The sequence below is a fragment of the Streptomyces sp. MAI_2237 genome, from assembly GCF_054189285.1.
The window spans coordinates 911,093-936,039 of the sequence record NZ_JAJPGQ010000005.1; the positions used below are offsets into that span (position 1 = coordinate 911,093).

25 protein-coding genes are annotated in these 24,947 nt (G+C 73.9%); 8 read left to right on the forward strand and 17 right to left on the reverse strand.

Features of this window, described 5'->3' with window-relative positions; all coding sequences use genetic code 11:
- Nucleotides 1-23: 23 nt before the first annotated feature.
- Nucleotides 24-1,304 carry a GAF domain-containing protein gene (locus tag LN251_RS32505; RefSeq protein WP_458247733.1) on the reverse strand — a complete coding sequence of 427 codons (1,281 nt, stop codon included), beginning with the start codon at nt 1,302-1,304 and terminating at the stop codon, nt 24-26.
- Nucleotides 1,305-1,740: 436 nt separating this feature from the next.
- On the opposite strand from LN251_RS32505, the gene LN251_RS32510 reads away from it, so the two are divergent.
- The gene (locus LN251_RS32510) at nt 1,741-2,625 is read left to right on the forward strand and encodes a universal stress protein (RefSeq protein ID WP_458247734.1); all 885 of its coding nucleotides are present in this window, start codon (nt 1,741-1,743) and stop codon (nt 2,623-2,625) included.
- 13 nt (nt 2,626-2,638) lie between these two features.
- On the opposite strand, the gene LN251_RS32515 is transcribed toward LN251_RS32510, so the two are convergent.
- From LN251_RS32515 to LN251_RS32525, 3 genes are read right to left on the reverse strand one after another with little or no spacing between them, the layout of a single operon-like run.
- On the reverse strand, nt 2,639-3,487 hold the full coding sequence (locus LN251_RS32515) for a phosphatase PAP2 family protein (protein ID WP_458247735.1): 849 nt from the start codon (nt 3,485-3,487) through the stop codon (nt 2,639-2,641).
- The gene (locus tag LN251_RS32520) at nt 3,484-4,302 is read right to left on the reverse strand and encodes a polyphosphate polymerase domain-containing protein (protein ID WP_458247736.1); all 819 of its coding nucleotides are present in this window, start codon (nt 4,300-4,302) and stop codon (nt 3,484-3,486) included. Before LN251_RS32520 ends, LN251_RS32515 begins: the two co-directional genes overlap by 4 nt.
- Entirely contained in the window at nt 4,299-4,958 is a 660-nt protein-coding gene (locus LN251_RS32525; RefSeq protein WP_458247737.1) for a DUF4956 domain-containing protein, read from the reverse strand. Before LN251_RS32525 ends, LN251_RS32520 begins: the two co-directional genes overlap by 4 nt.
- Nucleotides 4,959-5,110: 152 nt before the next feature.
- On the opposite strand from LN251_RS32525, the gene LN251_RS32530 reads away from it, so the two are divergent.
- Nucleotides 5,111-5,782 (forward strand): response regulator transcription factor, encoded by a 672-nt coding sequence (locus LN251_RS32530; RefSeq protein WP_063824498.1) that lies wholly within the window; start codon nt 5,111-5,113, stop codon nt 5,780-5,782.
- A complete protein-coding gene (locus LN251_RS32535) occupies nt 5,779-7,152 on the forward strand; it encodes an ATP-binding protein (RefSeq protein ID WP_458247738.1) in 1,374 nt (457 codons plus the stop codon). Before LN251_RS32530 ends, LN251_RS32535 begins: the two co-directional genes overlap by 4 nt.
- A 25-nt stretch (nt 7,153-7,177) precedes the next feature.
- On the opposite strand, the gene LN251_RS32540 is transcribed toward LN251_RS32535, so the two are convergent.
- The 3 genes from LN251_RS32540 to LN251_RS32550 all read right to left on the reverse strand — a co-directional run bounded on the left by LN251_RS32540 (nt 7,178) and on the right by LN251_RS32550 (nt 10,868).
- On the reverse strand, nt 7,178-8,905 hold the full coding sequence (locus LN251_RS32540) for a GAF domain-containing protein (protein WP_458247739.1): 1,728 nt from the start codon (nt 8,903-8,905) through the stop codon (nt 7,178-7,180).
- Nucleotides 8,906-9,023: 118 nt separating this feature from the next.
- Nucleotides 9,024-10,052 carry a type I glyceraldehyde-3-phosphate dehydrogenase gene (gene gap / locus LN251_RS32545; RefSeq protein WP_458247740.1) on the reverse strand — a complete coding sequence of 343 codons (1,029 nt, stop codon included), beginning with the start codon at nt 10,050-10,052 and terminating at the stop codon, nt 9,024-9,026.
- Nucleotides 10,053-10,175: 123 nt separating this feature from the next.
- Complete coding sequence (locus LN251_RS32550; protein WP_142149240.1) at nt 10,176-10,868, reverse strand: response regulator; 693 nt, start codon at nt 10,866-10,868, stop codon at nt 10,176-10,178.
- A 287-nt stretch (nt 10,869-11,155) separates the two neighbouring features.
- Here LN251_RS32550 and LN251_RS32555 point away from each other — a divergent pair, with 287 nt between their 5' ends.
- From LN251_RS32555 to LN251_RS32565, 3 genes are all read left to right on the forward strand, one after another.
- Nucleotides 11,156-11,554 (forward strand): hypothetical protein, encoded by a 399-nt coding sequence (locus tag LN251_RS32555; protein WP_458247741.1) that lies wholly within the window; start codon nt 11,156-11,158, stop codon nt 11,552-11,554.
- Between the two features lie 60 nt (nt 11,555-11,614).
- Nucleotides 11,615-12,217 carry a CBS domain-containing protein gene (locus tag LN251_RS32560; RefSeq protein WP_458247742.1) on the forward strand — a complete coding sequence of 201 codons (603 nt, stop codon included), beginning with the start codon at nt 11,615-11,617 and terminating at the stop codon, nt 12,215-12,217.
- 173 nt (nt 12,218-12,390) lie between these two features.
- The gene (locus LN251_RS32565) at nt 12,391-12,843 is read left to right on the forward strand and encodes a pyridoxamine 5'-phosphate oxidase family protein (protein WP_458247743.1); all 453 of its coding nucleotides are present in this window, start codon (nt 12,391-12,393) and stop codon (nt 12,841-12,843) included.
- A gap of 28 nt (nt 12,844-12,871) precedes the next feature.
- On the opposite strand, the gene LN251_RS32570 is transcribed toward LN251_RS32565, so the two are convergent.
- The 6 genes from LN251_RS32570 to LN251_RS32595 form a co-directional block, all read right to left on the reverse strand.
- Nucleotides 12,872-13,744 (reverse strand): universal stress protein, encoded by an 873-nt coding sequence (locus tag LN251_RS32570; RefSeq protein WP_458247744.1) that lies wholly within the window; start codon nt 13,742-13,744, stop codon nt 12,872-12,874.
- A 179-nt stretch (nt 13,745-13,923) separates the two neighbouring features.
- Complete coding sequence (locus LN251_RS32575) at nt 13,924-14,544, reverse strand: hypothetical protein (protein ID WP_458247745.1); 621 nt, start codon at nt 14,542-14,544, stop codon at nt 13,924-13,926.
- Nucleotides 14,545-14,705: 161 nt separating this feature from the next.
- Nucleotides 14,706-15,560, reverse strand: coding sequence for a universal stress protein (locus tag LN251_RS32580; RefSeq protein WP_458247746.1), 855 nt, complete (start codon nt 15,558-15,560; stop codon nt 14,706-14,708).
- Nucleotides 15,561-15,786: 226 nt separating this feature from the next.
- The gene (locus LN251_RS32585) at nt 15,787-16,233 is read right to left on the reverse strand and encodes a pyridoxamine 5'-phosphate oxidase family protein (protein ID WP_383678709.1); all 447 of its coding nucleotides are present in this window, start codon (nt 16,231-16,233) and stop codon (nt 15,787-15,789) included.
- A gap of 128 nt (nt 16,234-16,361) precedes the next feature.
- On the reverse strand, nt 16,362-17,036 hold the full coding sequence (locus tag LN251_RS32590; RefSeq protein WP_458247747.1) for a helix-turn-helix domain-containing protein: 675 nt from the start codon (nt 17,034-17,036) through the stop codon (nt 16,362-16,364).
- A gap of 29 nt (nt 17,037-17,065) precedes the next feature.
- Nucleotides 17,066-18,136 (reverse strand): zinc-dependent alcohol dehydrogenase family protein, encoded by a 1,071-nt coding sequence (locus tag LN251_RS32595; RefSeq protein WP_458247748.1) that lies wholly within the window; start codon nt 18,134-18,136, stop codon nt 17,066-17,068.
- Nucleotides 18,137-18,384: 248 nt separating this feature from the next.
- On the opposite strand from LN251_RS32595, the gene LN251_RS32600 reads away from it, so the two are divergent.
- Nucleotides 18,385-18,774: an STAS domain-containing protein gene (locus tag LN251_RS32600; protein ID WP_458247749.1), complete on the forward strand. Its 390-nt coding sequence runs from the start codon at nt 18,385-18,387 to the stop codon at nt 18,772-18,774.
- 170 nt (nt 18,775-18,944) lie between these two features.
- A complete protein-coding gene (locus LN251_RS32605) occupies nt 18,945-19,520 on the forward strand; it encodes an Rv1733c family protein (protein WP_458247750.1) in 576 nt (191 codons plus the stop codon).
- Between the two features lie 685 nt (nt 19,521-20,205).
- Here LN251_RS32605 and LN251_RS32610 read toward each other — a convergent pair.
- Genes LN251_RS32610 through LN251_RS32625 form a run of 4 tightly spaced genes read right to left on the reverse strand, consistent with a single transcriptional unit; the run spans nt 20,206 to nt 24,769 of the window.
- Nucleotides 20,206-21,129 (reverse strand): carbamate kinase, encoded by a 924-nt coding sequence (locus LN251_RS32610; protein WP_458247751.1) that lies wholly within the window; start codon nt 21,127-21,129, stop codon nt 20,206-20,208.
- A gap of 3 nt (nt 21,130-21,132) precedes the next feature.
- Nucleotides 21,133-22,134, reverse strand: a complete 1,002-nt coding sequence (gene argF / locus LN251_RS32615) for an ornithine carbamoyltransferase (protein ID WP_458247752.1) — start codon at nt 22,132-22,134, stop codon at nt 21,133-21,135.
- Nucleotides 22,135-22,151: 17 nt separating this feature from the next.
- Nucleotides 22,152-23,366 (reverse strand): arginine deiminase, encoded by a 1,215-nt coding sequence (locus LN251_RS32620; protein ID WP_458247753.1) that lies wholly within the window; start codon nt 23,364-23,366, stop codon nt 22,152-22,154.
- Between the two features lie 17 nt (nt 23,367-23,383).
- Entirely contained in the window at nt 23,384-24,769 is a 1,386-nt protein-coding gene (locus LN251_RS32625; protein ID WP_458248212.1) for an APC family permease, read from the reverse strand.
- Nucleotides 24,770-24,947: the final 178 nt, after the last annotated feature.

Here is a 24,947-nt window from a genome sequence, read left to right on the forward strand (position 1 = left end):
ACGATCCGCTGATGCTCCACACGCTAGGAACGGGGACGCTGCAATACCGCTGCATGCCGCCTGACCTGCGGGACCACCCCGCTCTCCAGGCCGAGGGCGCGGGCCCTGGCGGCCGCCGCCGCACGCTGCGGGGAGCCGCCCGGCAGGGTGTGGGCGAGCGCCGACCAGGCGGGTGCGTCGTCGCCGCCCCAGCCGGCGTCGACCCAGCGGCGCAGCAGTCCGGGGTCCCCGCTGACCAGGACGGCGCCGCGCAACTGCTGCTCCAGGCAACGGCGTTGCTCCACGATCACCGGGGCGTCGGAGCGGGGCAGCAGCGGGCCGGGATAGCGGGCGAGAGCGTCGTCCACCCTTCCCTCGGCGAGGAGTTCCGCCACGTCGCCGAAGTCGGTGCGCACGGGCCGCAGCAGGGCGTAGGGCCGTGAGCCGAGCAGTTCGGGTCCCAGCACGGCACGCAGCCGCGTCAGTTCGGCCCGCAGGGTGGAGGCGGGAACCTCCCGGTCGGACAGGTCCACCGCGAGCCGTTCTCCGGTCACGCCGTGGCCGGCGAGGGCGAGCGCGAGGACGATCTCGCTGTGCCGGGGGCTGAGCCGGCATCTCCGTCCGGCGTCCTCCAGCAGGACACTGTCCCGGCCCAGCGCGTACAGTGCCAGCGCGTCCCCGTGGGGCGTTCGTACGCAGGCGAGTTCGGCCTCGGCGGCCAGCGCGGCGGCCCGCACCGCCGCGAGGGCCGGCGGGGTGGCGATGGTCGGCCCGCCGGACAGGTCGACGACACCCACGACGCGTCCGGTGCGCGGGTCGCGGACGGGCGCGGCGGCGCAGGACCAGCCGTGCACGGCGGCGCTGTAGTGCTCCCCCGTCACGATCTGCACGGCGCACCCCAACTGCAGTGCCGTCCCCGGTGCGTTGGTGCCGGCCTGCCGTTCGGACCAGCCGGCTCCCTCGGCGAAGTGCATGCGTTCGGCGCGTCCGACGGCCTTGGTGTCCCCCTCGACCCACAGCAGGGTTCCGTCGGCGTCGCCGACGGCGAACACGTGCCCGTCGTCGGCGGCCCCGGTGCCCAGCACCTCGCGGAGCATGGGCAGCGCGGCGGCGAGCGGGTGGGCGGTGCGGTAGGCGAGCAGTTTCTCCGCGGTCCTCAGCAGCGGCGGCAGCCGGCTGCCGTCGGGCCGCACCGCGCTCCGCGCGCAGCGCCGCCAGGATTCGGCCACCAGGCGGCGGGTTTCCGGTGCCGTGCCGGGGGAGGTGACGAACCGCTCGTGCGCGGTGCGCGACGCGGAGAGCGAGGCGGCGGTGGAAGCGTCCATGGCACCTCCCGCATGGCTTCCTCCCGGTCGGGTCACCCCAGCCTCCGGCTCGCGCCGCGCGGCCTGCAGAGGCCGAAGGGCCCCGGGACAGGGCCGCTCGGACCCCGTCCGGGCGCAGGGTGCCGCGACGGGGCTGTCCCTTCGCGTTCCGCCTCTCAGCCTGGCCCGGCGCCGGGTCCACGGGCAGGGCCACCCGGTCATGCGGGGCGGCCGCTGGACCCCATTCACGCCGTGTGCCGCCGAGTTGCGCCGTCCACGCGACCTCCGCCGACCCCTCCGTGCGGCCGGACAACGACCGGTGCTGCCCGCTGCGGGGTCCGGCCCGGCCGTTGTTTACTGGCTAGGAGCGGTGACCGGCGCGGCGCCTGCTGCCGGGCCGGTCCGACGATGGCGGTTGCCCGTGGCCCTCGGCCTCCTCGTACATGTGGCGGTGACCATGACGCAGCTTGAGGAACGAAAGCCGATCGTGGTCGGCGTGGACCCGGATCAAGGCAAACGTACGGCGCTGGCCTGGGCCGCCGACGAGGCGGACCGTCGGGACCTGCCGCTGTTGCTGGTCCTGGCCCAGGGGGTGGCGACCCCCGGGTACCGGCCGACGGGCGGGCGGCCGTCCTGGGAGGAGTGGAGCGCGGCGCTGCACGCGTCGGGGGAGCGCGCGCTCGGCGAGGCGGTTGCCTTCGTCGAGTCCCGGTCCCCGCGGGTCCGGGTGTCGGGGCTGCTGGCGGAGGGACACCCGGCCTGGGTGCTGCGGGAGCAGGCGCGGAACGCCACGGCGGTGGTGCTGGGTTCCTGGCACCTGAGCGCCGTGCGGGAGCTGTTCACCTCGGCCGCCGTCGCCCTGCCGGTGGTGGCCCACGCCCCCTGCCCCGTGGTGGTCGTCCCCGAACCGGAGCACATCACCCGGCAGCCGCCGTACTTCGTGGTCGGGGTGGACGCCGGCCCGCACTCCGCTGCCGCCGTCGCCTTCGCCTTCGAGGAGGCCGCGCTGCGCGGCGCGGCCCTGCGGGCCCTGTACGTGTGGCACACGCCGGTCCTCGGCGTCCTGGACGAGAACGCGGCCGTCCAGGAGTGCCGCCGGTCCCTGTCGGAGACGGTGGCCGGACCGTCCGCCGCCCATCCGGAGGTGGAACTGCACCACGAGGTCGTGCGCGGCCACCCGGTGGAAGCCCTCACCAAGGCGTCGGAACACGCCCTCGGCCTGGTCGTGGGCACCCGCGGACACGGTGGCTTCACCGGCATGCTGCTGGGCTCCGTGAGCCAGGGCGTGCTGCATCATGCGCGCTGCCCGGTGATCACCGTCCCGCACGCGCACGAACGGTAGCGCCGCGAGCGGGTCAGTGGCCGCCGACGGCGAGTTCGTAGTCGCCGATCAGGTCGCCCAGCAGGGTGCCCGCGAGGAGGTCGGCGGTGACATGGCCGGCCATGTAGAGGCGGGAGTAGAGGACCTCGGCCCGCATCCACTCGTAGTCGGCGGCGCGGTGCGGACAGAGCGCGCTGAGGAGGGTGACGGCGGCGGCGGAACGGGCGGCGTGGCGGGAGGGGTAGGAGTAGGGGCCCTTGGCGCCGGGCTTGATGTGCTTGTCCGGGCGCAGGGTCGGGTCCAGGACGAAGGGGGCCGGCTGTGCGTCCTGGGCCGCCATCCGGTCGCTGATCGTCTTGGCCAGCTTCAGCGCGGACTTGAGTTCGGCCTTCTCGGCCGCGCCCTGCCGGGCGGGGATCAGCTCGCGCTGGTCGTGCAGGTACAGCTTCCAGATGTCCTTCTTGCCGTAGAGCTCCAGCCAGGACGCCGCCTTCTCACCGGCCGCGGTGCGGGTCCTGGCGAGCGCCTGCACCTGGTGGAGTTCGGCGGTGCGCCGCTCGGCCGACGGGGGTGCCGGGACCTGGCGGGCCGCCCAGGCGGCGAACGCCGCGTCGTCGCGGGCGCCGCCGTGCGCGGCCTTCCACCGCGCGAAGAGGGCGTCGGCTTTCTTGCGCTCCTCCCCCGCCTGCTTGCCGATCGTGGCGATCCGGACGTCGGGGAAGAGGGTGGGCGGCGGGTTCTGCTTGATCAGTGCCGTCGCTCCGGGCTTCTTCTTCGCGGGTGCGGAGGCGGCGGCCGGGTGCAGCAGGCCGAAGGCGGCCGCGGCGACGGCGAGCAGCGCGATCACGGCGTACGGCCACGTGAGGCGGCGCGGGGTGTTCATGCGGCGGGGGTCCTTTCGAGGAGCGGTGCGGTGCTCGTCCCCGCCGTGAAGTGGGCGCGGGCGAGACGGCGTACGTCGTTGTCGGGCAGGCCGGGGGTGAGCAGGGAGCGGCCGACGACGTACTTGCTCAGGGAGACGGGGCGGCCGCCCAGGCGCAGCAGCAGCCGGTCGGCCGGGGCGGGCCGGGTGCCTCCCTTGGTCTCGACGAGCACGCGGCCGGGGTCGAGGGCGGCGGTGCGGTCGCCGTGCCGGAAGGTGAGCGCGCCGTCGAGGGTGACGCGGGTGCCGTGGGCGAGGTCGGCGAGGGCGGCGCGGACGTAGCGGACCTCCGCGGCCGGGGCCAACTGTTCGGCGCCGACGGGGATTTCGGCGCCGCTCAGGGTCTCGTCGACGAACTCGGCGGCGCGGGCGCGAAGTTCACCGTGCTCACCGGCCGGGATGCGCTGGGCGTGCTTGACCGTGGCACCGCGGCCGTCCTTGGTCTTGACCTCCACCCGGCACAGTCCGTCCTCCGCGTACAGGCGGGTGCGGACCTTCCAGCGCCGGCGCCGCCCCTGGACGTGGGCATGCCAGGCGGCCAGCCGGGGGGTGTCGAAGTAGACGCTGACGTAGCTCGTCTTGCGGCGCCCCGCCAGGTCGAGGACGTGATGGCTGTCGGCGAGCAGGCGGACGAAGGTCTGAGCCAGGTCGACCGGAACGAGGTACTTGCGGTCGGTGCGGTGCTGCAGGGCCGCCGCCGCGTCGACCTCGGCGAGGGTCGCGCCGCGCAGGGCGGACAGCCCCAGCCCGGCCGCGAGGGAAGACGCGGAGGTCATGACGCCGTCACCTGCTCGCGCGGTCCGGCGTCCGCGGCGGCCGGGAGTTCGTGCGGCCCGGCGGGGAAGTGGGCCAGGACCCGGGTCGTCTCGCGTACGCAGTCGACCTCCTCGACGAGGACGGACAGCGGGGCCTGTCCGAGGCGCAGCGCCACGTCCTGGGCGACGAGGGCCGGCTCGGGGTGGATCCGGTCCAGGGTGATCCTGACCTGCGTCGTCGGCGGCTCGTACCTCCTGGGGTCGTCGACCACCAGGACGGCGACCAGCAGCGCGGCGACCAGGGCGACGACGAGCCAGGGCTGCCGCTGCGGCAGCCCCGCGCACAGGGCGACGACCAGGCTGACGAAGGTGTAGGCGACGTCGCGCAGGGTGAACGCCGCGCTGCGCAGCCGCACCAGGGAGAGGATGCCGAACAGCCCGAAGCCGACTCCGGCCGGGAACTTCCCGGCGCTGATGGTGCTCATCGCGGCGAACAGGCCGACGTTCAGCGCGGCCAGGACCAGCGGCATGGCCGGTGCGCTGGGGCGGCGGCGGTGCAGCAGGCCGACCAGGACGAGCAGGGCGACGACGTCGAGACCGCCGCGGGCCAGCAGGTCCGCGGGGGCGAGGTGGTCGGTGATGCCCTTGGCGGAGAGCACCGTGACCGCTGTGTGCATGACTGTCCCTTCCGTCGCGGCACGTCGGACGGCGGACCGGTCGCGGCCCGCGGGGCACCGCGACGTGAAGGAAGGTAGGGATGTCACATGAACAGACCATGAAGGCTCCCCGACGTGTCTGACCGGGGACGGGGCCGATTAGCCTGACCGTCATGCACTGCCTGGTCGTCGACGACGAGCGCCGCCTCACGGACCTGGTCGTCCGCTACCTCACCGAGTCCGGTCACACCGCCGAGGGCCGCTACGACGGCCCGTCCGGGCTGGCCGCCGCCCGCGACCCGCGGGTGGACGCCGTGGTGCTCGACGTGATGCTCCCGGGCACGGACGGGGTTCAGGTGTGCCGGAGCCTGCGCGAGGAGGGCGTCGAGGTGCCGGTGATCCTGCTGACCGCGCGCGGCGCGATCGACGAACGGGTGGCCGGACTGGACGCGGGCGCGGACGACTACCTGGTCAAACCGTTCGCCATGGAGGAACTGCTGGCCCGGCTGCGGGCCGTCTCCCGGCGCCGTCCCGACTGTTCCGGCCGCCTGCGCGTCGGTGACCTCGTCCTCGACACCGAGCAGCAGCGCGCCTGGCGTGCGGACAGCGAACTCGATCTGTCCCGCAGGGAGTTCGACGTCCTGAGAGTGCTGATGGAGAACGCCGGCCGGGTGGTGACCCGGCTGCGGCTGCTCGAGGAGGTGTGGGACGGCGAGACCGACCTGCGCAGCAACGCCATCGACGTGCACGTCTCCAAGGTGCGCGCCAAGGTCGACCGGGCCTTCGGCCGTATGACGATCACGACGCTGCGCGGGCGCGGCTACCGCCTGGAGACCGCGCCGTGAGCCTGCCGGGCGGGCTGCGCGCCCGGCTGCGCCGGCTGCCCGTCGTGGCCCGGCTGGTGCTGGCCGTCGCCGTCACCATGTCCCTGGTCCTGACCGGGGCCGCCGGCCTGGTCTACTGGCGGGTCAGGACCGCCCTGGATCAGCAGCTCAACGACGACCTGACGACGTACCGGCACAGCCTCGACCAGGCGGTGCGCGCCGGGCAGGAGCTGCCGCCGGGCCCCAGCGGCAGCCTGCGGCAGATCCTCGACGCGCAGGGCCGCGTCCTGCGCTCCAGCGACGCCCTGCCCCGCCGGACCCTGCTCACCCCGGCCGAACTCCGCGCCGTCACGCGGGGTGCCACGGTGCGGCGCGACGTCGGCTCGCTGCTGCCCATCACCTCCGGCACGTTGCGTCTGCAGGCCCGGCGGGTGACCGCGGGCGGACGGCCCCGGATCGTGGTCGCCGCCGTACGGCGCGGCCACCGTGACGAGGCGCTGCGCGAACTCCTCGCCCAGCTCGCCCTCGCCTCCGCCCTGACCCTGATCGCCGCCTCCTACGTCGGCTACCGCACCGCTCGGGCCGCCCTGCGCCCGGTGGAGCGCTACCGCGGCGGAGCCGCCACCCTCGCCGAGGGCGCCCAGAACCTGCGCCTGGACGTGCCGGCCGACCGCGACGACGAGATCACCCGGCTCGGCCACACCCTCAACCACATGCTCGACCGGCTCCAGGCGTCCGCGGAACGCGAGCGCCGGTTCGTCGCGGACGCCAGCCACGAACTGCGCACTCCGCTGTCCCTGCTGCGGGCCGAACTCGACGTGGCCCTGCACCGCCCCCGCTCGGCCGCGGAACTCACGGACACCCTGCGCTCGGTGGACACCGAGGTGCAGCGCCTGATCGACCTCTCCAACGCACTCCTCGACCTGGAGGAACTCGGCGGCACCGCGCACGTCACCCGCACCCGCGTCCGGCTGGCCGACCTCGTCGACAGTGCGGTGGCCCCGCACCGGCGCACCGCGGAGCGGTCCGCGCGCCGCCTCGCCGTCGAGGTCGCCGACGCGGACGTCGAGGTGGACACCCGCTGGCTGCGCCCGGCCATCGGCAACCTGGTCGACAACGCCCTGCGCCACGGCCGCGGGACGGTCAGCGTCACGGCCGCGGTCCGCCGGCGCAGGCTGCGGCTGTGCGTCACGGACGAGGGAGAGGGGTTCGCGCCGGAGTTCCTGCCCCGGGCGTTCGACCGCTTCACCCGGGCCGAGGCCAGCCGCACCGGCGAGGGGTCGGGACTGGGGCTGGCCTTCGTGCGGGGAGTGGCCGACGCCCACGGCGGCAGCGCGTACGCCGAGAACACCGGCCGCGGGGGCGCGGCCGGCCTCGACGTGCCCTGCTGAGCCCGTAATCGGCCTCAGGCCCGGGTCAGCGCTCCCCCACCGGCACCAGCCACACCAGCGTCGTACCGCCGCCCTCGGGGCAGTCCACCCGCAGGGAGCCGCCGAGCTGTTCGGCCCGCTCGGCCATGTTGCGCAGCCCGCTGCGACGGCCGCCTTCGGGGATGCCCCGGCCGTTGTCGGCCACGGTCAGCCGTACCTCGCGGCCGTCGGTCTCCAGGGCCACGTCCGCGCGCTGGGCGCCGGAGTGCCGGGCGATGTTGGTCAGTGCCTCGGAGAGCACGGCGATCACATGGTCGGCGGTCTCCTGCGGTACGTCGGTGTCGACCAGGCCCTCCATCCGCACGCTGGGCGCGAAGCCGAGGACGGGGGTGGCCTCGCCCACCGACCGGACGACGCGGGCGCGCAGTCCAGTCCCCGCCCCGCCGTCGCGGGCCCGCAGACCGAAGATCGTCGACCTGATGATCTTGATGGTCTCGTCCAGGTCGTCGACCGCGCGGACCACGCGCTCGGCGGCCTCCTCGTGCTCGATGAAGCGGCCGGCGCTCTGCAGCGTCATACCGGTGGCGAACAGCCGCTGGATGGCCAGGTCGTGCAGGTCGCGGGCGATCCGGTCGCGGTCCTTGAGCACCGCGATCTCCTCCGCGTCGCGGCGGCGTTCGGCGAGCTCCATCGCGATGGCGGCCTGCGCGGCGAAGGACTGCAGGGGCTCGATCTCCGTGGCCGAGTACACCGGCCGCCCCTCCTTGCGGGCCAGCAGGACGACGCCGCGCGGTCCCTCCTCGCCGGCACCGATGGGGACGGCCACGGCGGGGCCGAGTCCTTCGAAGCGCGGCGGCTCCAGGGAGATCCGCTGGTCGCGCGCGGCGGCGGAGCTGGTGACGGGGGCGGCGCCGGAGAAGGCCAGCCCCATCAGGCTGCGGTCCATGGGCAGCACGAGCCCGCGGTGGGCGTCGGCGTCCAGGCCGAAGGCGTACTCCACGGCCAGGGAGTCGGTGTCCTCCATGGGCAGCGCGACCGCCGCCAGGGCGGAGTCGGTGATCTCGCCGGCCCTCTCGGCGATCAGGCCGAGGACCTCGCTGCTCGGACCACCCGACATCAGGCTGTGCGTGATCTCGGCGTTGGCCTGTAGCCACCGCTCGCGCAGCCGGGACTCCTCGTACAGACGGGCGTTGTCGATGGCCACGCCGGCCGCCACGGCCAGCGTCGACAGGACCGACTCGTCCTCCTCGTCGAACTGCGCCCCGCCGCGCTTCTCCGTCAGGTACAGGTTGCCGAAGACCTGGTCGCGCACCCGGATGGGCACACCCAGGAAGGAGTTCATCGGCGGATGGTGGGCGGGGAAGCCGTACGAGGCGGGGTGCTCGGAGAGCTTCGCCAGCCGCAGCGGCTCGGGGTGCCGGATGAGCTCCCCGAGGATGCCGTGGCCCTCGGGGTAGGGACCGATTCTCGCGATCTCCTCCGGGCCGACGCCGACGGTGTGGAAGGCCGACAGCCGCTTGCCGTCCGGGCCGATGACGCCCAGTGCGGCGTACTCGGCGTCGACCAGCACCGCCGCGGCCTCCACGATGCTGCGCAGCACCTGCTCCAGCTCCAGCTCCCGGCCGACCGAGAGCACCGCCTCCAGCAGGCTGTGCACCCGGTCGCGAGTACCGCGAGCCGCGTCCAGCCGCGCCTGCAGCTCCTCCAGCAGCTCGTCGAGCCTGAGCTGGGGCAGCCGCACGCGAGCCTCCGCGGGCTCTTCGGAGCGTCCCACCCGTGATCCTCCACATCCCCTTGCCGTCGCCGACCGGCCTCGGCCTCAGGTGCCACCGTAACGGTCTTGACGAGGGGACGATACGGGATCTCGGGTGGGAGGGAACGCTTCGGGCCGGTCAGCTCCGCGGCAGCCTGGCGATCACGTGCTCGGTGAGGTCCAGCAGCCGGTTGGTGTAGCCCCATTCGTTGTCGTACCAGCCGAAGACCTTGACGAGTTCGCCGTGCGCCTGGGTGAGCGGGGCGTCCAGGACGCAGGAGGCCGGGTCGCCCACGATGTCGCGGGAGACGATCGGTGCGTCGGAGACCCGGAGGACGCCCTTCAGCGGTCCGTCGGCGGCCTCGCGGTAGGCGGCGTTGATCTCCTCCGCGCTCACCGCCCGCTCCAGGACGATGCTCAGGTCGGTCAGCGAGCCGTCCTCGACGGGCACGCGGACGGCGATGCCGTCCAGGGTGCCGGCCAGCTCCGGCAGGACCAGGCCGACGGCGCGGGCGGCGCCGGTCGAGGTCGGGATGATGTTGACGGCGGCGCTGCGGCCGCGGCGCAGGTCCTTGTGCGGGCCGTCCAGGACGACCTGGTCGTTGGTGTAGCCGTGGATGGTCGTCATCAGGCCCTTGACGACGCCGAAGTGCTCGTCGAGGACCTTGACCATGGGGGCCACGCAGTTGGTGGTGCAGGAGGCGTTCGAGATCACGTGGTGGTTCTCGGGGTCGTACGTCCCCTCGTTGACGCCCATCACCAGCGTGGCGTCGACGTCCTTGCCCGGTACCGACAGCAGCACCTTGCGCGCTCCGGCCGTCAGGTGCGCCCCGGCCGTCTCGCGGGTGCGGAAGCGGCCGGTGGACTCGATGACGACGTCCACGCCCATCTCTCCCCAGGCCAGCGCCGCCGGGTCGCGCTCGGCGGTGACAGCGATGCGGTGCCCGTCGACCGTGATCGAGGTGTCGTCGTGCTCGACGGTGCGGCCGATCCGGCCGTACGTCGAGTCGAAGGCCAGCAGGTGGGCCAGCGTGGCCGGCGAGGTGATGTCGTTGATCCCGACGACCTCGATCCCCGTGCCGCTGCCGGCCGCCGCGCGCTCCAGCACGCAGCGCAGGTAGTTGCGGCCGATGCGGCCGAAGCCGTTGATGCCCACACGCACGTTCATGTCCGTCCCTCCTCGGGTGCCCGGTGGTGTCCGGGCTGCACTGCCAGCCTGCGGGAGGCGGCCCTGGTCCGGCATGGGCCGTCCGGGGGCGCCCTGGGGCCGATCGGACCCCGCTCGGCCGGGTCAGTGGCCCTGCTGCCGCAGCCGGTCCTGGGCCTGGGTGGCGATGACGGCCGCCTGGATGCGCCGCTCCACGCCCAGCTTGGCCAGCAGGCGGGAGATGTGGTTCTTCACCGTCTTCTCGGCCAGGAAGAGCCGCTGGCCGATCTGCCGGTTGGTCAGTCCCTCCCCGATCAGCGCGAGGATCTCCCGCTCGCGGTCGGTCAGCCCGGGCAGCGCGTCCGGTTCCTCCTCCTGGCGCTGGTCGTGGCGCAGCCGCGCCATCAGCCGGGTGGTGGCGCTGGGGTCGAGCAGGGACTGCCCCGAGGCGACGGTGCGCACGGCCGACACCAGGTCGGAGCCCTGGATCTGCTTGAGCACGTATCCGGAGGCGCCCGCCATGATGGAGTCCAGGAGGGCCTCCTCGTCGTCGAACGAGGTCAGCATCAGGCAGCTCAACTCGGGCATGCGCGAACGCAGTTCGCGGCAGACGCTGACGCCGTCGCCGTCGGGCAGGCGCACGTCGAGGACCGCCACGTGGGGACGGAGCGCGGGGACGCGGACCAGGGCCTGCTCGGCGGTGGCCGCCTCGCCGACCACGGAGATGTCCGGCTCGTCGTTGAGCAGGTCGTGCACCCCGCGTCGTACCACCTCGTGGTCGTCCAGCAGGAAGACCCGGATCGGTTCGTCGGGTCCTGGCCGCCGGCTGTCCGCCATCAGATGCTCCTCGCCGTGTCTGTCGTGTTCCGCCGTACCGCGTTCCGCGCGTGGGCGAAAGCGGTTCCATCACTAGATCCTTCTCGCTCAAGAGTCCGGTGGCCAGGGCCGGTCGGCCCTGATTCCCGCCCCTTCCGCGTGCCGCTCGGGTACCCGCGGACACCCCGCGTGCACCTGGGCCGCGTCGAGGACCCACGGCCCCGTTCGTGGGCCGGGCGGCCCCTGGGGCGCGGCGGACCCCGGAGGGAGTCTGGAACTGCTCACAGACGATCAAAGGGGTGGAGCACATGACTCCCAGGGACATCGGCACCGAGGCCGCCACTGCCTTCGCCGTACGCGTACGGGCCGAGGGCGATGTGGACGAGGCGGCCGTGGCCTACGTCCGGTCCAAGGTGGCCGCGGCGCTGGACCGGCCGGGCCTGCCCGCAGTCGACGGAGAGGTGCGGGTCGCCAAGGCGGCCGCCCACCATGTCGAACAGCCCTGGTCCGCGGGCGCGGAGATCCGTGTGGGCGGCGAGCTGCTCGTCGTCCACGCCAGCGAGGCGAGCGCCCATGAGCTCGCCGACCGGCTGCAGGCCCGCCTGCGCACCCGGCTGGACCGGCTCGCCGACCGCTGGGACAGCACCCGGCGCACGGCCACCCCGCCGCCGTGGCGGGGCGGCCCGGGCCAGGAGCGAGAAGGCTAGAACGTCCATGGCGGGCAGGGCCCCCTGCCCGCCACCCGTCCGAACCGGGGAGAAGGCGCTGTGGAACAGCACATCATCGGCGAGGTGATGACCAGTGAGGTCGTGCTCGCCCACCGCACGACGCCCTTCCAGGAGCTGGTCGGGCTGCTGGACCGGCACCGCATCAGCGGGCTGCCGGTCGTCGACCACGACGACAAGGTCCTCGGCGTGGTGTCGGGCACCGATCTGACGCGCGCGGGGACCGGCACCCTGACCGCCGGGGACCTGATGTCCACTCCCGCGGTCACCGTCCACCCGGAACAGGCCGTCTCGGACGCCGCGCGGGTGATGGAGCGGCACGGTATCGAGCGGCTGCCCGTGGTCGACGAGGAGGACCGGCTGATCGGCATCGCCACCCGGCGCGATCTGCTGCGGGTCTTCGCGCGCACCGACGCGGCGATCCGCCGCGAGGTCGTCGACGGGATCGTGGTCGGCGTGCTGGGCCTGCCGCCTGAGGCCGTCGGCGTCACCGTCGGGGACGGCATGGTCACGTTGACCGGCCGGGTGCCCCGGAGCAGCGACCTGGCGTCGGCCGTCCGCTCGGCGTGGAAGATCGAGGGCGTCGTCGGCGTCGTCAACGGCCTCACCTACGGGGACGAGGACGCGGAGACGCGTACGGGCTGACCAGGGCGGGCGCCCCGCACCGGTGTGAAGGGTCCACCGGGGCCGGGACAGGGCCCGAACGGCCCTAGCGACCGGTGACCCGGACCGGTTTCCATGGCGCGATCGGACACCGCCGCGTCACGCGGCTGGGGCCGACTCTCCGAGCGAACCACGAGAACCTACGGAAACCGCCCATGGCCCTGGACCAAGCCCAGCCGGTTCCCACGGAACCCCGCCAGAGCATCGCGCTCGACAGCGCGGAGGCACTGCGGCTGCTGGGCAGTGTCTCGTACGGCCGGATCGTCTTCACGCAGCACGCGCTGCCGACGGTCCGCCCCGTCAACCACGTCCTCGACGACGGCGACATCGTCATCCGCACGCACGAGCGCGCGGCCCTGACCTCCCGTACCCGGCAGGCCGACGGGCAGGGCGTGGTGGTCGCCTACGAGGCCGACGTCATCGACCCGGAAACCCACCTGGGCTGGAGCGTGGTGGTGACGGGCTACGCCCATCTGGTCACCGACCCGCAGCAGCTGGCCCGCTACCAGGAGCTGCTGCGTCCCTGGGTCGGCCGGGCGATGGACTACGCGGTGCGCATCCGCCCCGATCTGGTGACGGGGATCCGGCTGGCCCCCGCCGACGCCTGAGCCGGCGCGGCGGGGGTGCTGCCCGCGGTCAGCCGTGCGGTACGACGGCGACCGGGGCGACCGCGTGGCGGACCACCTCCTGCGTCACGGGCCCCACGGAGCCGACCGTCGAGGCGTGGCCGCCGCGGTGGCCGACGACGACCAGGGCCGCGTTCTGCGAGGCGTCCACCAGATGCGGCCCCGCCCCTCCGACGACCGCCTCGCCGGTCACCTCGACCGTGGGGTACTTCTCCCGCCACGGCCGCAGCAGGGCGTCCAGGACCTCTCGTTCGTCCGTGCCGGCGGACAGCACGTCGGGGTAGGCCGGGAGCCGCCAGCCGTGGACGATCCGCAGCGCGGCCCCGCGGCGGGAGGCGGCCTCGAAGGCGAAGGCGAGGAGGGCGTCGTCGGCCTGGTCGTGCAGTTCCAGGCCGAGCACCACATCCCCGTCCACGGCGCCCGCGCGGTCCGGCGCCGGCTGCGGCTCCCCCGCACCGTCGTCGGCGCGTACGAGCACGACGGGCCGTTCCGCCCGGGCCAGTACGGCCGAGGCGACGGAGCCGAGCAGATGACCGGCGGCCCGGCCCAGTCCGCGGGAGCCGAGCACGAGCAGCTCGGCCTCGCCGGCCGCTTCCAGCAGGGCCGCCGCGGGGCGCCCTTCGAGGCGGTCCGTGGTGACGTCCAGGCCCGGGTGACGGTGCGTCAGCGTGGCGCGGACCTCCCGCAGCATGCGCTCGGCCCGGTCCTCGCCGGGCGCCGGCACGGTCTCACCCGCGAACGGCCGGTAGGCGGAGGGCTGTTGGTCCCCGGCGTACACGGTGCGCAGCGCGGCGGACCACAACAGGGCTTCCCGGGCGGCCCATTCGGCGGCCGCGAGGCTTTCGGGCGAGCCGTCCAGGCCGACGGTGAGGGTTCGGGACATGGTGTGCGGCCTCCTTCGTGTCAGGACCACTCTCGTCGGCGGCGGCCCGTGACGGGAAGGTCCACAAGTCCCTGTCCGGTACCGATCGGTCCCGCCCGCCGAACGCCGAAGGGGCGCCGCCGCTGCGGGAATCGGATCCCCTCAGCGGCGGCGCCCCTGGCCCGGTGTGCACCGAGCGGTCAGAGCAGCCAGCGGTTACGGCTGACGAAGGGCAGCCGCGCCCAGAGCCTGCCCAGCCCCCAGGTGGCGCCGGCGCCGACGACCGCGAGGGCGATCATCACGACGGCGTAGATGACGTGGTAGTCGACGAACGGGTTGGTCGACATGCTCGGCGCCCCGTCAGAGAGGTGCTTGGCCGGCGGCCATTCGGCCATCCACATCAGAGCCATCATCAGCGTGCCCGCGACGGCCGCGAGACGCAGAGCCACGCCCGACATCAGCGCGAGGCCGATGCCCAGCAGGCCGAGCATGAACAGCCAGTCGGCCCAGCCGGCGCCGGCCCAGTCGTGGAACGTCGACTCCATCGGTCCGGCCGCCACCGAGCTCAGGAAGCCCTTGGTGGGCGAGCCGCCGTCGATCCAGCCCTTGCCGGACGGGGTCGCGTAGCCGAAGCCGAACGTCTTGTCCAGGAAGGCCCACAGGAAGACGAACCCGGTCAGCAGGCGCAGCCCGGCGAGGACGTGCGCGCCGGTCACGGCCGCCGTCGCCGTGGTGTCCGTGGTGCGGGGGGCCGTTCCGGTCCGGCGCAGAGACGGGAAGTGGAATCCCTGGTGACGCTGCGGGTGATCGTGCACTGCCATGATCTTCATCCCCTCGAAGGAGTCTCACGAGGGCTTTCCAAGCCCTCGTCACGTTTTCAAATATCCCGCTCTCGCGACGGTCGTCGCATGGGCTGCAGGGCCCGGCCGCCGGTCCGAACGTCCCCGCCGCCGGGACCACTTGGATCCCGGCGGCGGGCGCGTCACTCCTGCGCCGGCACCAGCACGACGGGGCAGTGGGCGTGGTGCAGCAGCGTGTGCGCGACGGTGCCCAGGTGCGGACCGACACGGCCCGTGCGGCGGTGCGCGCCGATCACCACGACGGACGCCTCCGCGGTGGCGTCCAGCAGCGCGTGGGCCGGCCCACCGCGCACCGTGCGGGCCTCGACGCCGACCCTGGGGTGCCGTTCCTGCAGCCGGGCGAGGCTGAAGCGGGGCACGGCCTCCTCCGCCCGGTCGTGCTGCGCCAGGCGCTGCTGGCCGGGGCTGGTCGCGGGGATCAGCGAAGGCAGCTCGGGGGCGACGTGCCGGTGGCTCCAGGAGTGCAGCACGTGCAGCCACACACCGCGCCGCTCGGCCTCCTCGAAGGCGTAGGCGGCCACGTCCGCGTCGCCGTCGTCCTGCAGGCCGAGCAGGACGTACCGGCCCGCATCGAGCGGGTCGGCGGCGTGGTCGACGGGATGGTCCCCGCGGACCACCATCAGCGGGCCGTGCACCTGCGCGGCCAGCCGCAGGCTCACCGAGCCGAACAGGGTGCCGGTGACCCCGCCGAACCCGCGGGTGCCGACGACGGTGAGGGCGGCGCCCTCGCTCGCGTCGGTCAGTGCCCGCACGGCGTTGCCCTGGACGTCCTCCGTCACCACCCGCAGGGCGGGGCGCCGCGTGTGGACGCGGGCCACGGCGGACGCCAGGATCGGCGCGGCCTCGTCCCGGTCGGGCACGGCGTAGACGACGCGCAGTTCGGCGTCGCGCCGTGCGGCCTCGTCCGCGGCCCGGTCCAGGGCGCGTACGGCGACCAGTGTGCCGTCGACTCCGACGACGACGTGCTGGTGAGTCATGTCCCGTTTCCCTTCTGTGCCGTGCTCTTCCCGTGCGGCGGGAAGGAGCCGCCGGGACCGGGGCGCCCGCGCCGCCGTGCGGCTCGCGGGATCCCGCTGCGGTCACCGACTCGATCGTCGTGCCGTGCGGGCGCCGGCGGCAGGGACCGCGCGAACCCGGCGGGGATGCCGGACGGCCCCTTGCCGTAGGGCCGTGCGGTCCTGCGGCAAGGGGCCGTCCGTTCGCTCAGCGGGGCGCCTGCAGATCGAGTCCGTACAGGCTGCGCCCGGCGATCAGTTCGCGTCCGGTCACCAGCTCGGGCTCGATGCGCACGAAGACCTCCCTCGGGGAGGGCGCCCAGGAACGGGGTCCGGTGCGCAGCAGGCGCTCCTGCTCGGCGGGATCGGTCACCATCGCGGCGTGGCCGGTGACCACCACGCTCCAGCCGGCGTGCGCGTCGGCGTCGACCTCGTCGGCCTCGAACGCCACCACCGCGCCGTCGATCGCGCGGACGAGTTCGGAGGTGGCCGAGGTACGCAGCAGCACCGCGCCGTCGGTGTCCAGGGCGAAGTTGACCGGGAGCACCGCGGGCAGGGCCTGACGTGTGTGCACGATACGGCCGACGGGCGCCTTCGCCAGCAGACGCAGGCACTCCTGCCGTTCGAGTTCGCGGAATCCGTCGTTGGGATACATCAGCCCGTCGCTTTCGGCCCGTGGTCCGCCGCCCGGACAGGGCGGTCGGAATGTGTCTCTCCATGGTTGGCGCGACGGGACCGCGGGCTAAGGGCCATCGGTCCCGAACAGGTCGGCCAAGGGACCTCTCAGGCGGTGATACGGCGTCCGCTGAGAGCGAGCGGTTCGATGCGCACCCAGGTGTCGCGCCGTCCGCCGGCCCAGGGTTCGCCGCGCGCCTGTTCGGTCAGCCGGCGTACGGCCTCGGGGTCGGTCACGGTCCGCGCCAGGCCGCGCACCAGCACGCTCCAGCCCTGGCTGAACACGTCGTCGATGCGGTCAACCTCGAACGCCACCCGGCAGCCCGCGGCCTGGGCCGGCAGGGTGCCGGGGGCCGTGCGGAAGACGATCGCGCCGTCGACCACGCTGTAGTTGACGGGGACGACGAGAGGGCCTTCGGCGGTGGGCACCGCGATGCGTCCGACGCCGTGGGTCGCCAGCAGGGCGCGGCACTGCTGCGGGGTGAGTTCGATCAGCTCGGCGTGGCGGGCCGACCGCCCGGGACCGGGCGGCACCTCCACCTCTCCGCCGGTCAGTTCGGTCAGGGTGGTGCGCAGCGCCCCGGCGAGCCTGAGCAGCGTGCTGGTGCCGGGAGCGGCGGTCGGCTGCTCCTCCAGGTACTGCAGGTAGCCGAGGGCCATGCCCGCGCGGGCGGCCGTCTCCTCACGGGTGAGGCCGAGGTCCTCGCGTCGCCGGGCGAGTCGGCGTCCGAGATCGCCCGGCGCGGCGGTCTCGTGCGGGTGCGACGGTGTCGGTACGGTCATGGCCCCTCACTCCCTCCGGTCCGGGTCCGTCACGTCGTGCGGACGGCTACGGCCTCGTGCTGGTCCTCGCCGAGCACCACCTTCAGGGCGCCGGTGTCGGCGGCGCGGGCGAAGACGTCGTACGCCTCCTCCATGGCGTTCAGCGGGAACGTGTGCGTGACCAGGGCCCCCGCGGGCAGCCGGCCGGCGGCCGCCATGCGCAGCAGGGTCGGCGTGGAGCTGGTGTCGACCAGGCCGGTGGTGATGGTCACGTTCTTGATCCACAGGTCCTCGAGGTGCAGGGTCGCCGGGGCACCGTGCACGCCGACGTTGGCGACGTGCCCGCCGGGGCGCACCATGCGGGTGCACATCTCGAACGTCGCGGGGATGCCGACCGCCTCGATGACGACGTCGGCGCCGAGTCCGTCGGTGAGATCGGCGACGAGCTGCTCGGGGTCCTCGCTCGCGTCGGCCACGGCGTCGGCGCCCAGCCGCTTGGCGGCTTCCAGGCGGGCGGCGGCCAGGTCGACCGCGACGATGCGTTCGGGGCTGAAGAGCCGGGCGGTGGCGATCGCGGCCAGCCCGACGGGTCCGGCGCCGACGACGGCGACGGTGTCACCGGGCCGGATACGACCGTTGAGGACGCCCACCTCGTAGGCGGTCGGGAAGATGTCCGCGAGGAGGACGGCCTCCTTGGCGCTCAGGGTGCTGGGCAGGGCGTGCACGGACAGGTCGGCGTGCGGCACGCGGACGTACTCGGCCTGGGTGCCGTCGATGAGGTGGCCGAGGGCCCAGCCTCCGCCGCCCCGGCACTGGCCGTACATGCCGTGCCGGCAGTAGGAGCAGCGGCCGCAGGCGGTGATGCAGGACACCAGTACCCGGTCGCCGGGGCGCACGGTGCGCACGTCGGTGCCGGTCTCCACGATCTCGCCGACCGCCTCGTGGCCCAGAACGGTGCCGGGAGGGACCTCGGGCACGTCGCCCTTGAGGATGTGCAGGTCGGTGCCGCAGATGGTGACGGCGTCGACGCGCACGACGGCGTCGGTGGGTTCCTGGAGACCCGGATCCGGGACGTCCTGCCAGGAGGACTTGCCGGGTCCGTGGTAGACGAAGCCCTTCATGGCGTTCCTTCCCTCCTCGGCCTGTCGCTCCCGTGGTCCGGGAGGGCCGCGAGCCGGTGCGGCGCCGGTATTGCCCCGCAGGTCCAGCTTGTCCGGACGCCGCGGGCGGACGCTTGGGCCGGTCGGCCCCCAGGCCCGCGCCGGACGGGTCCCTCGCCCCGCCCATGCCCGGACGGCCCACCCCGTCAGGCACCCCGTGGACCGAACGGCCCTACCCGCCGCCCGGCTGTGCCCGATTGCCTTGGCCCATGGCCGAAATGCACTCCAATCCCCCACCGCCGACGGTTCGTGTCGTCGCCGGCCGGACCGTCGTGGTGCTGCGGGGGGAGATCGACCTGTTCGTGGTGCCGTCGCTCTCGGCCCGGCTCGACGAGCTGACCGCGGTTCCGTGTCCCGACGTGGTCCTGGACCTGCGCGATGTGACCTTCATCGACTGCTCCGGGCTGGGGATGCTGTGCCGGGTACGCAACCGCGTCCTGGCGCGCGAGGGCCGGCTGCGGCTGGTGACCGACAGCCCCGGCTTCCGGCGGCTGCTGGCCGCGGCGGGCCTGGCGGGCGTCTTCGCACTCGACAGCCGGCTCTGCGAGGCCCTCGCGTCCGGGGTGGACGTCGGGGACCTGGCCGGCGCGGCGGGCTGATCGCGGGCCAACGGGTGGTGCGCGATGCGGCCTCGGCAGGGCTGAACGGCCCAAGGGCGTCGGGCGGCAGGTCCCGGATGGTCCCCCGAAAGCGCCTGGTCGGCCCATCCCGGCGCGCCCCTGCCGGTGTCACCGTCTTGTCCGTGACCACGAGGAGGAGGTGCGGACCGATGAGCGGCAAGCCCGTGAAGAAGCGGCTGTGGCGGTGGCGGAACAACCCACTGCGCCGGCACGACGACATCGTCGAGGCCTGGGTCGTCCTGGCGATGTGGCTGGCCATCGCCATCGGCGGCGCGATCGCCGGACTGGTCACCGCCCACGCGGCCGACGACGTCCTCGCCCGGCAGCGCGCCGAACGGCACCCGGTCCGGGCCGTGCTCCTCACCGATCTGCCCAGCGCCTCGTCCAGCGGGGACACGGCGGAACGGATATCGGCGGACGTCCGCTGGACCACCGCCGACGGCACGGCCCACACCGGCCGGGCCCTGGTGAGCGCCGGGCAGAAGGCCGGTGCCCGGGTCCAGGTCTGGCTGGACGGCGAGGGCCGGATCACCTCCCAGCCGCCCGGTCGCGTGGAGGCGGGATTCGAGGCCGGCCTGCTGGGCACGGCGGCCTCGCTGGCGACCGCCGGCGTCGTGTTCGCCGCCGGGGCCGTGGTGCGCTGGCGCCTGGACCGGCGTCGCCTGAACGGGTGGGACACCGAATGGGCCATGGTCGGACCACGCTGGGGGCACAAGACCGGTTGACGCTCCATCCGAGGACCATTTCCGCGCGGCACCGCCGAGCTCGACAGGGCGGGACTCGGTCGGCGGCCGCGGAGCCCGTGCACCCCACCGGTGCACGGGCTTCCTCACGCCCCGGCCGCCCGCCGCCGCCGAAACCCCCGGCCTTCCACAGGCCGCCCCTCCGCCCCACACGCGTGACCCGCCCTCTTCCCACGCTGCCGGCTCTCCGGCCCAGATGGCGCACCGGCCCGCCCCTGCCCGCCACCGACACCGGCACACCGGCACCGCCCGAGTCCACCGGTCGCCTACCGGCCCCGCCCTGTTCGCGCGCCGCGGGTTCTGCCGCCCGCACCCGCACCCCCAATACCGGCGCACGCACGCGTGTGCCCGCCGACGGCAGGGGCCGAACCGACCGCCGGCCCACCGCAGGGGCTCATCCACGCCAGCACTCCGGCACTCCGGCACGCACGCGTAGCCCGCAGCAGGCACAGCCCGAAGCGACCGTCGACCCGCCATCCCCGCCATCCCCGCCATCCTCGCGCCGCGAGCCCTCCGGCCCGCACGGCTGTCGGCAGGCCCGTGCCCGTGCGCACGGCGTGCCCGCCGGCGGTACGGGGCGAACCGACTGGCGACCCACCGCCCCGGCCCTTCCACGCGCGGGCCCCGGCATACGGCCGACCCGCCCATGCCGCCCCCGGCGCATCGGTCAACCGACCGTGAGGTCTGGGCGGACCAGGGTGCCGGAGCGGCCGTGGACGATCTCGTACGCCGCGTCCAGGGCGCCGATGGCGGCCAGGGCGCCGGTGCGGGAGACGAAGCGGGCGGCTGCCTCGGCCTTGGGGCCCATGGACCCGGCGGGGAAGCCGCCGCGGCGGAGCTCGATGGGGGTGGCGTCGAGCACGGGCCGCTGGTCCGCGGTGCCGAAGCCGGCGTACACGCACGGGACGTCGGTGAGGATCAGCAGGAAGTCCGCCTTGAGGTCCTGGGCGAGCAGGGCGGCGGCGAGGTCCTTGTCGACGACGGCCTCCACCCCGGTGAGCCCGCCGCAGTCCGGGTCGGCGACGACGGGGACGCCCCCGCCGCCGGCGCAGACGACGAGGGTGTCGGCGGCGAGCAGGTCGTGGATCGTCTCGGTCTCCACGAAGGACACGGGCGACGGCGAGGGCACGACCCGGCGCCAGCCCCTGGTGTCGCGGGCCACGTTCCAGCCGCGTTCGCGGGCCAGCGCCTGGGCCCGCGAACGCGAGTACACCTGGCCGACGAACTTGGTCGGCCGGTCGAAGGCCGGGTCGTCGGTGCGTACGAGGGTGTGGGTGACCAGTGCGGCGATCTTGCGGCCGGGCAGTGCGTCGTGCAGGGACCGCACCAGCAGGGACCCGATCATGCCCTGGGTCTGGGCGCCCAGCACGTCGAGCGGGTAGGGGGCGGTCAGCGCGGGGTCCGTGGCGCTCTCCAGCGCCAGCAGCCCGATCTGCGGGCCGTTGCCGTGGGTGATGACCAGCTCGTTCTCCTGGGCGAGCGCGGCCAGGGCGGTGGCCACCCGGACGATGTTCTCGGTCTGCACCTGCGCGTCGGGGCGCTCGCCCCGGTGCAGCAGGGCGTTCCCGCCGAGGGCGACGACGATACGCATGGTTCAGTCCTCCAGGGTGGCGACGAGCACGGCCTTGATGGTGTGGAGCCGGTTCTCGGCCTGGTCGAAGACGATCGAGGCGGGCGAGGAGAAGACCTCGTCGGTGACCTCGAGGCCGTCGAGGCCGTAGGTGTCCAGGAGTTGGCGGCCCAGGCGGGTGCGGTGGTCGTGCAGGGCGGGCAGGCAGTGCATGAACCGCACGTCCGGGTTGCCGGTGGCCGCGAGCGTCTTGGCGGTGACCTGGTAGGGCAGCAGCAGGTCGATGCGCTCGCGCCAGGTCTCGGCGGGTTCGCCCATGGAGACCCAGACGTCGGTGTGCAGGAAGTCCGCCCCGCGCACGGCGGTCTCGACGTCCTCGGTGACCGTGATCCGCGCACCGGTGCGCTCGCCGAACCAGCGGCAGTCGGCGGCCAGCCCGCGGTCGGGCCACAGCGCGGCGGGGGCGGCGATCCGCACGTCCATGCCGAGCAGGGAGCCCATCGACAGCAGGGAGTTGGCCATGTTGTTGCGGCCGTCGCCGAGGTAGCAGTAGCTGATGTCGGTGAGCGGCTTCCGGCTGTGCTCGCGCATGGTGAGCATGTCGCACAGGCTCTGGGTGGGGTGCGCGGTGTCGGTCAGCCCGTTGTAGACGGGGACGCCGGAGTGGGCGGCGAGTTCGGTGACGGTCGACTGGGCGGAGCCGCGGTACTCGATGCCGTCGAACATCCGGCCCAGCACGCGGGCGGTGTCGGCGACGGACTCCTTGCCGCCGAGGTGGGTGTCGCCGGGGCCGAGGCAGGTGGTGGCGGCGCCCTGGTCGGCGGCGGCCACCTCGAAGGCGCAGCGGGTGCGGGTGGAGGTCTTCTCGAAGATCAGGGCGAGGTGACGGCCGGTGAGCCGGGGCCGCTCGGTGCCGGCGCGCCGGTCCTTCTTCAACTCGGCGGCGAGGTCGAGCAGATGGTGCACCTCGGCCGTGGTGAAGTCGAGTTCGCTCAGGTAGGAGCGGCCTCGCAGGTCGATGTTCATGGAGGTCTCCTTGCCGGTCAGAGGACCGCGTCGCGTTCGACGGGACAGCTCATGCAGCGCGGTCCGCCGCGGCCGCGTCCGAGTTCGGCACCGGCGACGGTGACGATCTCGATGCCCTGTCGGCGCAGGTAGGTGTTGGTGGTGACGTTGCGCTCGTAACCGACGACGACGCCGGGGGCGAGGGCGAGGAAGTTGCTGCCGTCGTCCCACTGCTCGCGCTCGGCGCCGCGGATGTCCTGCGGCGCGGACAGCATCCGCACCTTGTCCAGGTCGAGCGCCTCGGCGAGGGCGGTGGCGAGGTCGGAGTCGGGCGCGACGTCGAAGCCGATCTCGCGGGCGGGCTCGGGGCGCAGGGTCCAGGAACGCAGCGAGTCGGCGAGTCCCGGGTAGATGGTGAAGGCGTCGCGGTCGACCATCGTGAGCACGGTGTCGAGGTGCATGTAGGCGCGGGTGGAGGGGAGTTGGACGGCGAGGACGCGGTCGGCGGCGTGGGCGGTGAACAGCCGGGCGGCCAGGTTCTCCACGGCCTGCGCGGTGGTCCGCTCCCCCATGCCGACCATCACGGCGCCGTTGCCGAGGACGTGCACGTCGCCGCCCTCGAGGGTGCCGACGTCGCCGTCGAGGATCGGTTCGGGCGCGGTGCCACGGAACATGGGGTGGAAGCGGTAGACGGCCTCGGCGTGCAGGGTCTCGCGCCTGCGGGCGGGCTTGGCCATCGGGTTGACCGACAGACGGTCGTAGATCCAGCAGGAGTTGTCGCGCGGGAAGAGGTGGTTGGGCAGCGGGGCGAGGACGAAGTCCTCGATGTCCAGGGCGTCCCAGGCCAGGCTGTGCGGTGCGGCCAACGGCAGGTCGGCGCGCAGCAGCCCGCCGATCAGGTGCCCGGCGAGGGTCTCGCCGTCGAGAACGGCGAGGAAGCCGCGTACGGGCTCGAGGAGGGCCGGTCCCACGGCGGCGCGGGTGACGACCCTGTCCAGCAGCCAGTCGCGGGCCTCGGGCACGTCGAGGGTCTGGGCCAGCAGGTCGGAGAAGTAGTGGACGCGGGCGCCGTGGTCGCGCAGCACCTGCGCGAAGGCGTCGTGCTCCTCGCGGGCCCGTTCGGCCCACAGGATGTCGTCGAAGAGCAGGGCGTCGACGTTGCGGGGGGTGAGCCGGGAGAGTTCGAGTCCGGGGCGGTGCAGGATCACCTGGCGCAGCCGGCCGACCTCGGAGTCGACGTGGAACGTGGTCATGGCGCATCTCCCGGGTCTCAGTCGTGGTGGCGCAGGGCGTTCCCGAGCCGTCCGCGCTGCCGCGGGATGCGCGGGGCCGGCGTCGGCGGCTGGGTCTGCGGCGCGTGGGTCTCGGTGGCGGGCCGGGTCGGGTTCTCGCCGTACTCGCCGCGGTCGCGCTTGAGCCAGAGGTACACCGGCAGTCCGAGGAGCAGCACGAACAGGCCGTAGTAGACGGTCTGGTAGCCGCTGCCCTGGATCGACCAGTACGAGAAGGCCATGGCGAGCGCGGCGACGGTGGCGTCCCGGATCAGCCGCCCGCGGCCCAGTCCCTCGCGGCCGCGCACGAGCAGCCAGTACAGCTGGGCGGCCGCGGAGAACAGGTAGGGGATGACGGCGGTCAGCACGCTCAGCAGGACGATCTTGGTGAAGACGTCCTCGAAGCGGGTGTAGCTGAAGACGGTGATCAGTGAGGCGAGCACGGTGGAGGCGACGATGCCGAAGACCGGGACGCCGTCGGCGCCGCGCAGCCGGGCGAACGCGGCGGGGAAGAGCCCGTCGCGGGCCGCGGCGTACGGCATCTCGGCGCACAGCATGGTCCAGCCGTTGAGGGCGCCGATGCCGGAGACGATCGCGGCCGCGGCGACGACGTCACCGGCCCAGGTGCCGCCGAAGATGTTGTTCGCGGCGTCCGTGAAGGGTGCGGTGGAGTCGCCGAGCTTGCCGTGCGGGACGGTGCCGAAGACGGCGAGGGTGCCGAGGATGTAGATGACGGCGCAGACGAGGGTGCCGTAGACGGTGGCGCGCGGCACGTTGCGCCGGGGTTCGCGCACGCGTCCGGCGACGACGGAGGCGGCCTCCAGGCCGAGGTAGCTGAACAGGGCGATGGCGCCGGCCGCGGAGATCGCGCCGACCGCGGACCGGCCGGAGGCGTTGAAGGGGCCGAAGTCGGCGGACTCGACGAACAGCAGGCCGACGGTGGCCATGAAGACCAGCGGGACGAACTTCAGCACGGTGGTGATCACCTGGAAGGCGCCCGTGTTCCGGGCGCCCGTGAGGTTCACGGCGGCCGGGATCCACAGCCCGACCAGTGCGATCAGGACGGAGACGCCGGTGCGGTGTCCGGTGTTGACGAACACTTCGACGTAGCCGACCCAGGCGACGACGATCGCGGCGTTCCCCGCCCACGCGGTGATCCAGTACGACCAGGCGTTGAGGAAACCGGTGAACTCCCCGAAGGCCTCGCGGGCGTAGACGTAGGGCCCGCCGCTGGCCGGGACGCGCCCGGCGAGCGAGCCGAAGGTCATCGCCAGGGCGAGGGCGCCGAGGGTCACGACGGCGAACGCGACGAGGGAGATCGGCCCGTACGGCGCCAGGGCCGACGGGAGGGCGAAGACGCCCGTGCCGATGATGCTGCCGATCACGAGCGCGGAGGCGGCGGGCAGGCCGAGCGCCTTGCGTGGACCCCGGTCCGGTGCCTCGCGTCCTGTGGGTGTGGCGGACATGGCAGTGCTCCTCGCGCCGGTCGCTGCGGGTGGGGCGGTTCCCGGAACCGATCCTGGTGCGCCGCGCCCGGCATGGTGAGCGGCCGCAGGTCCCCGG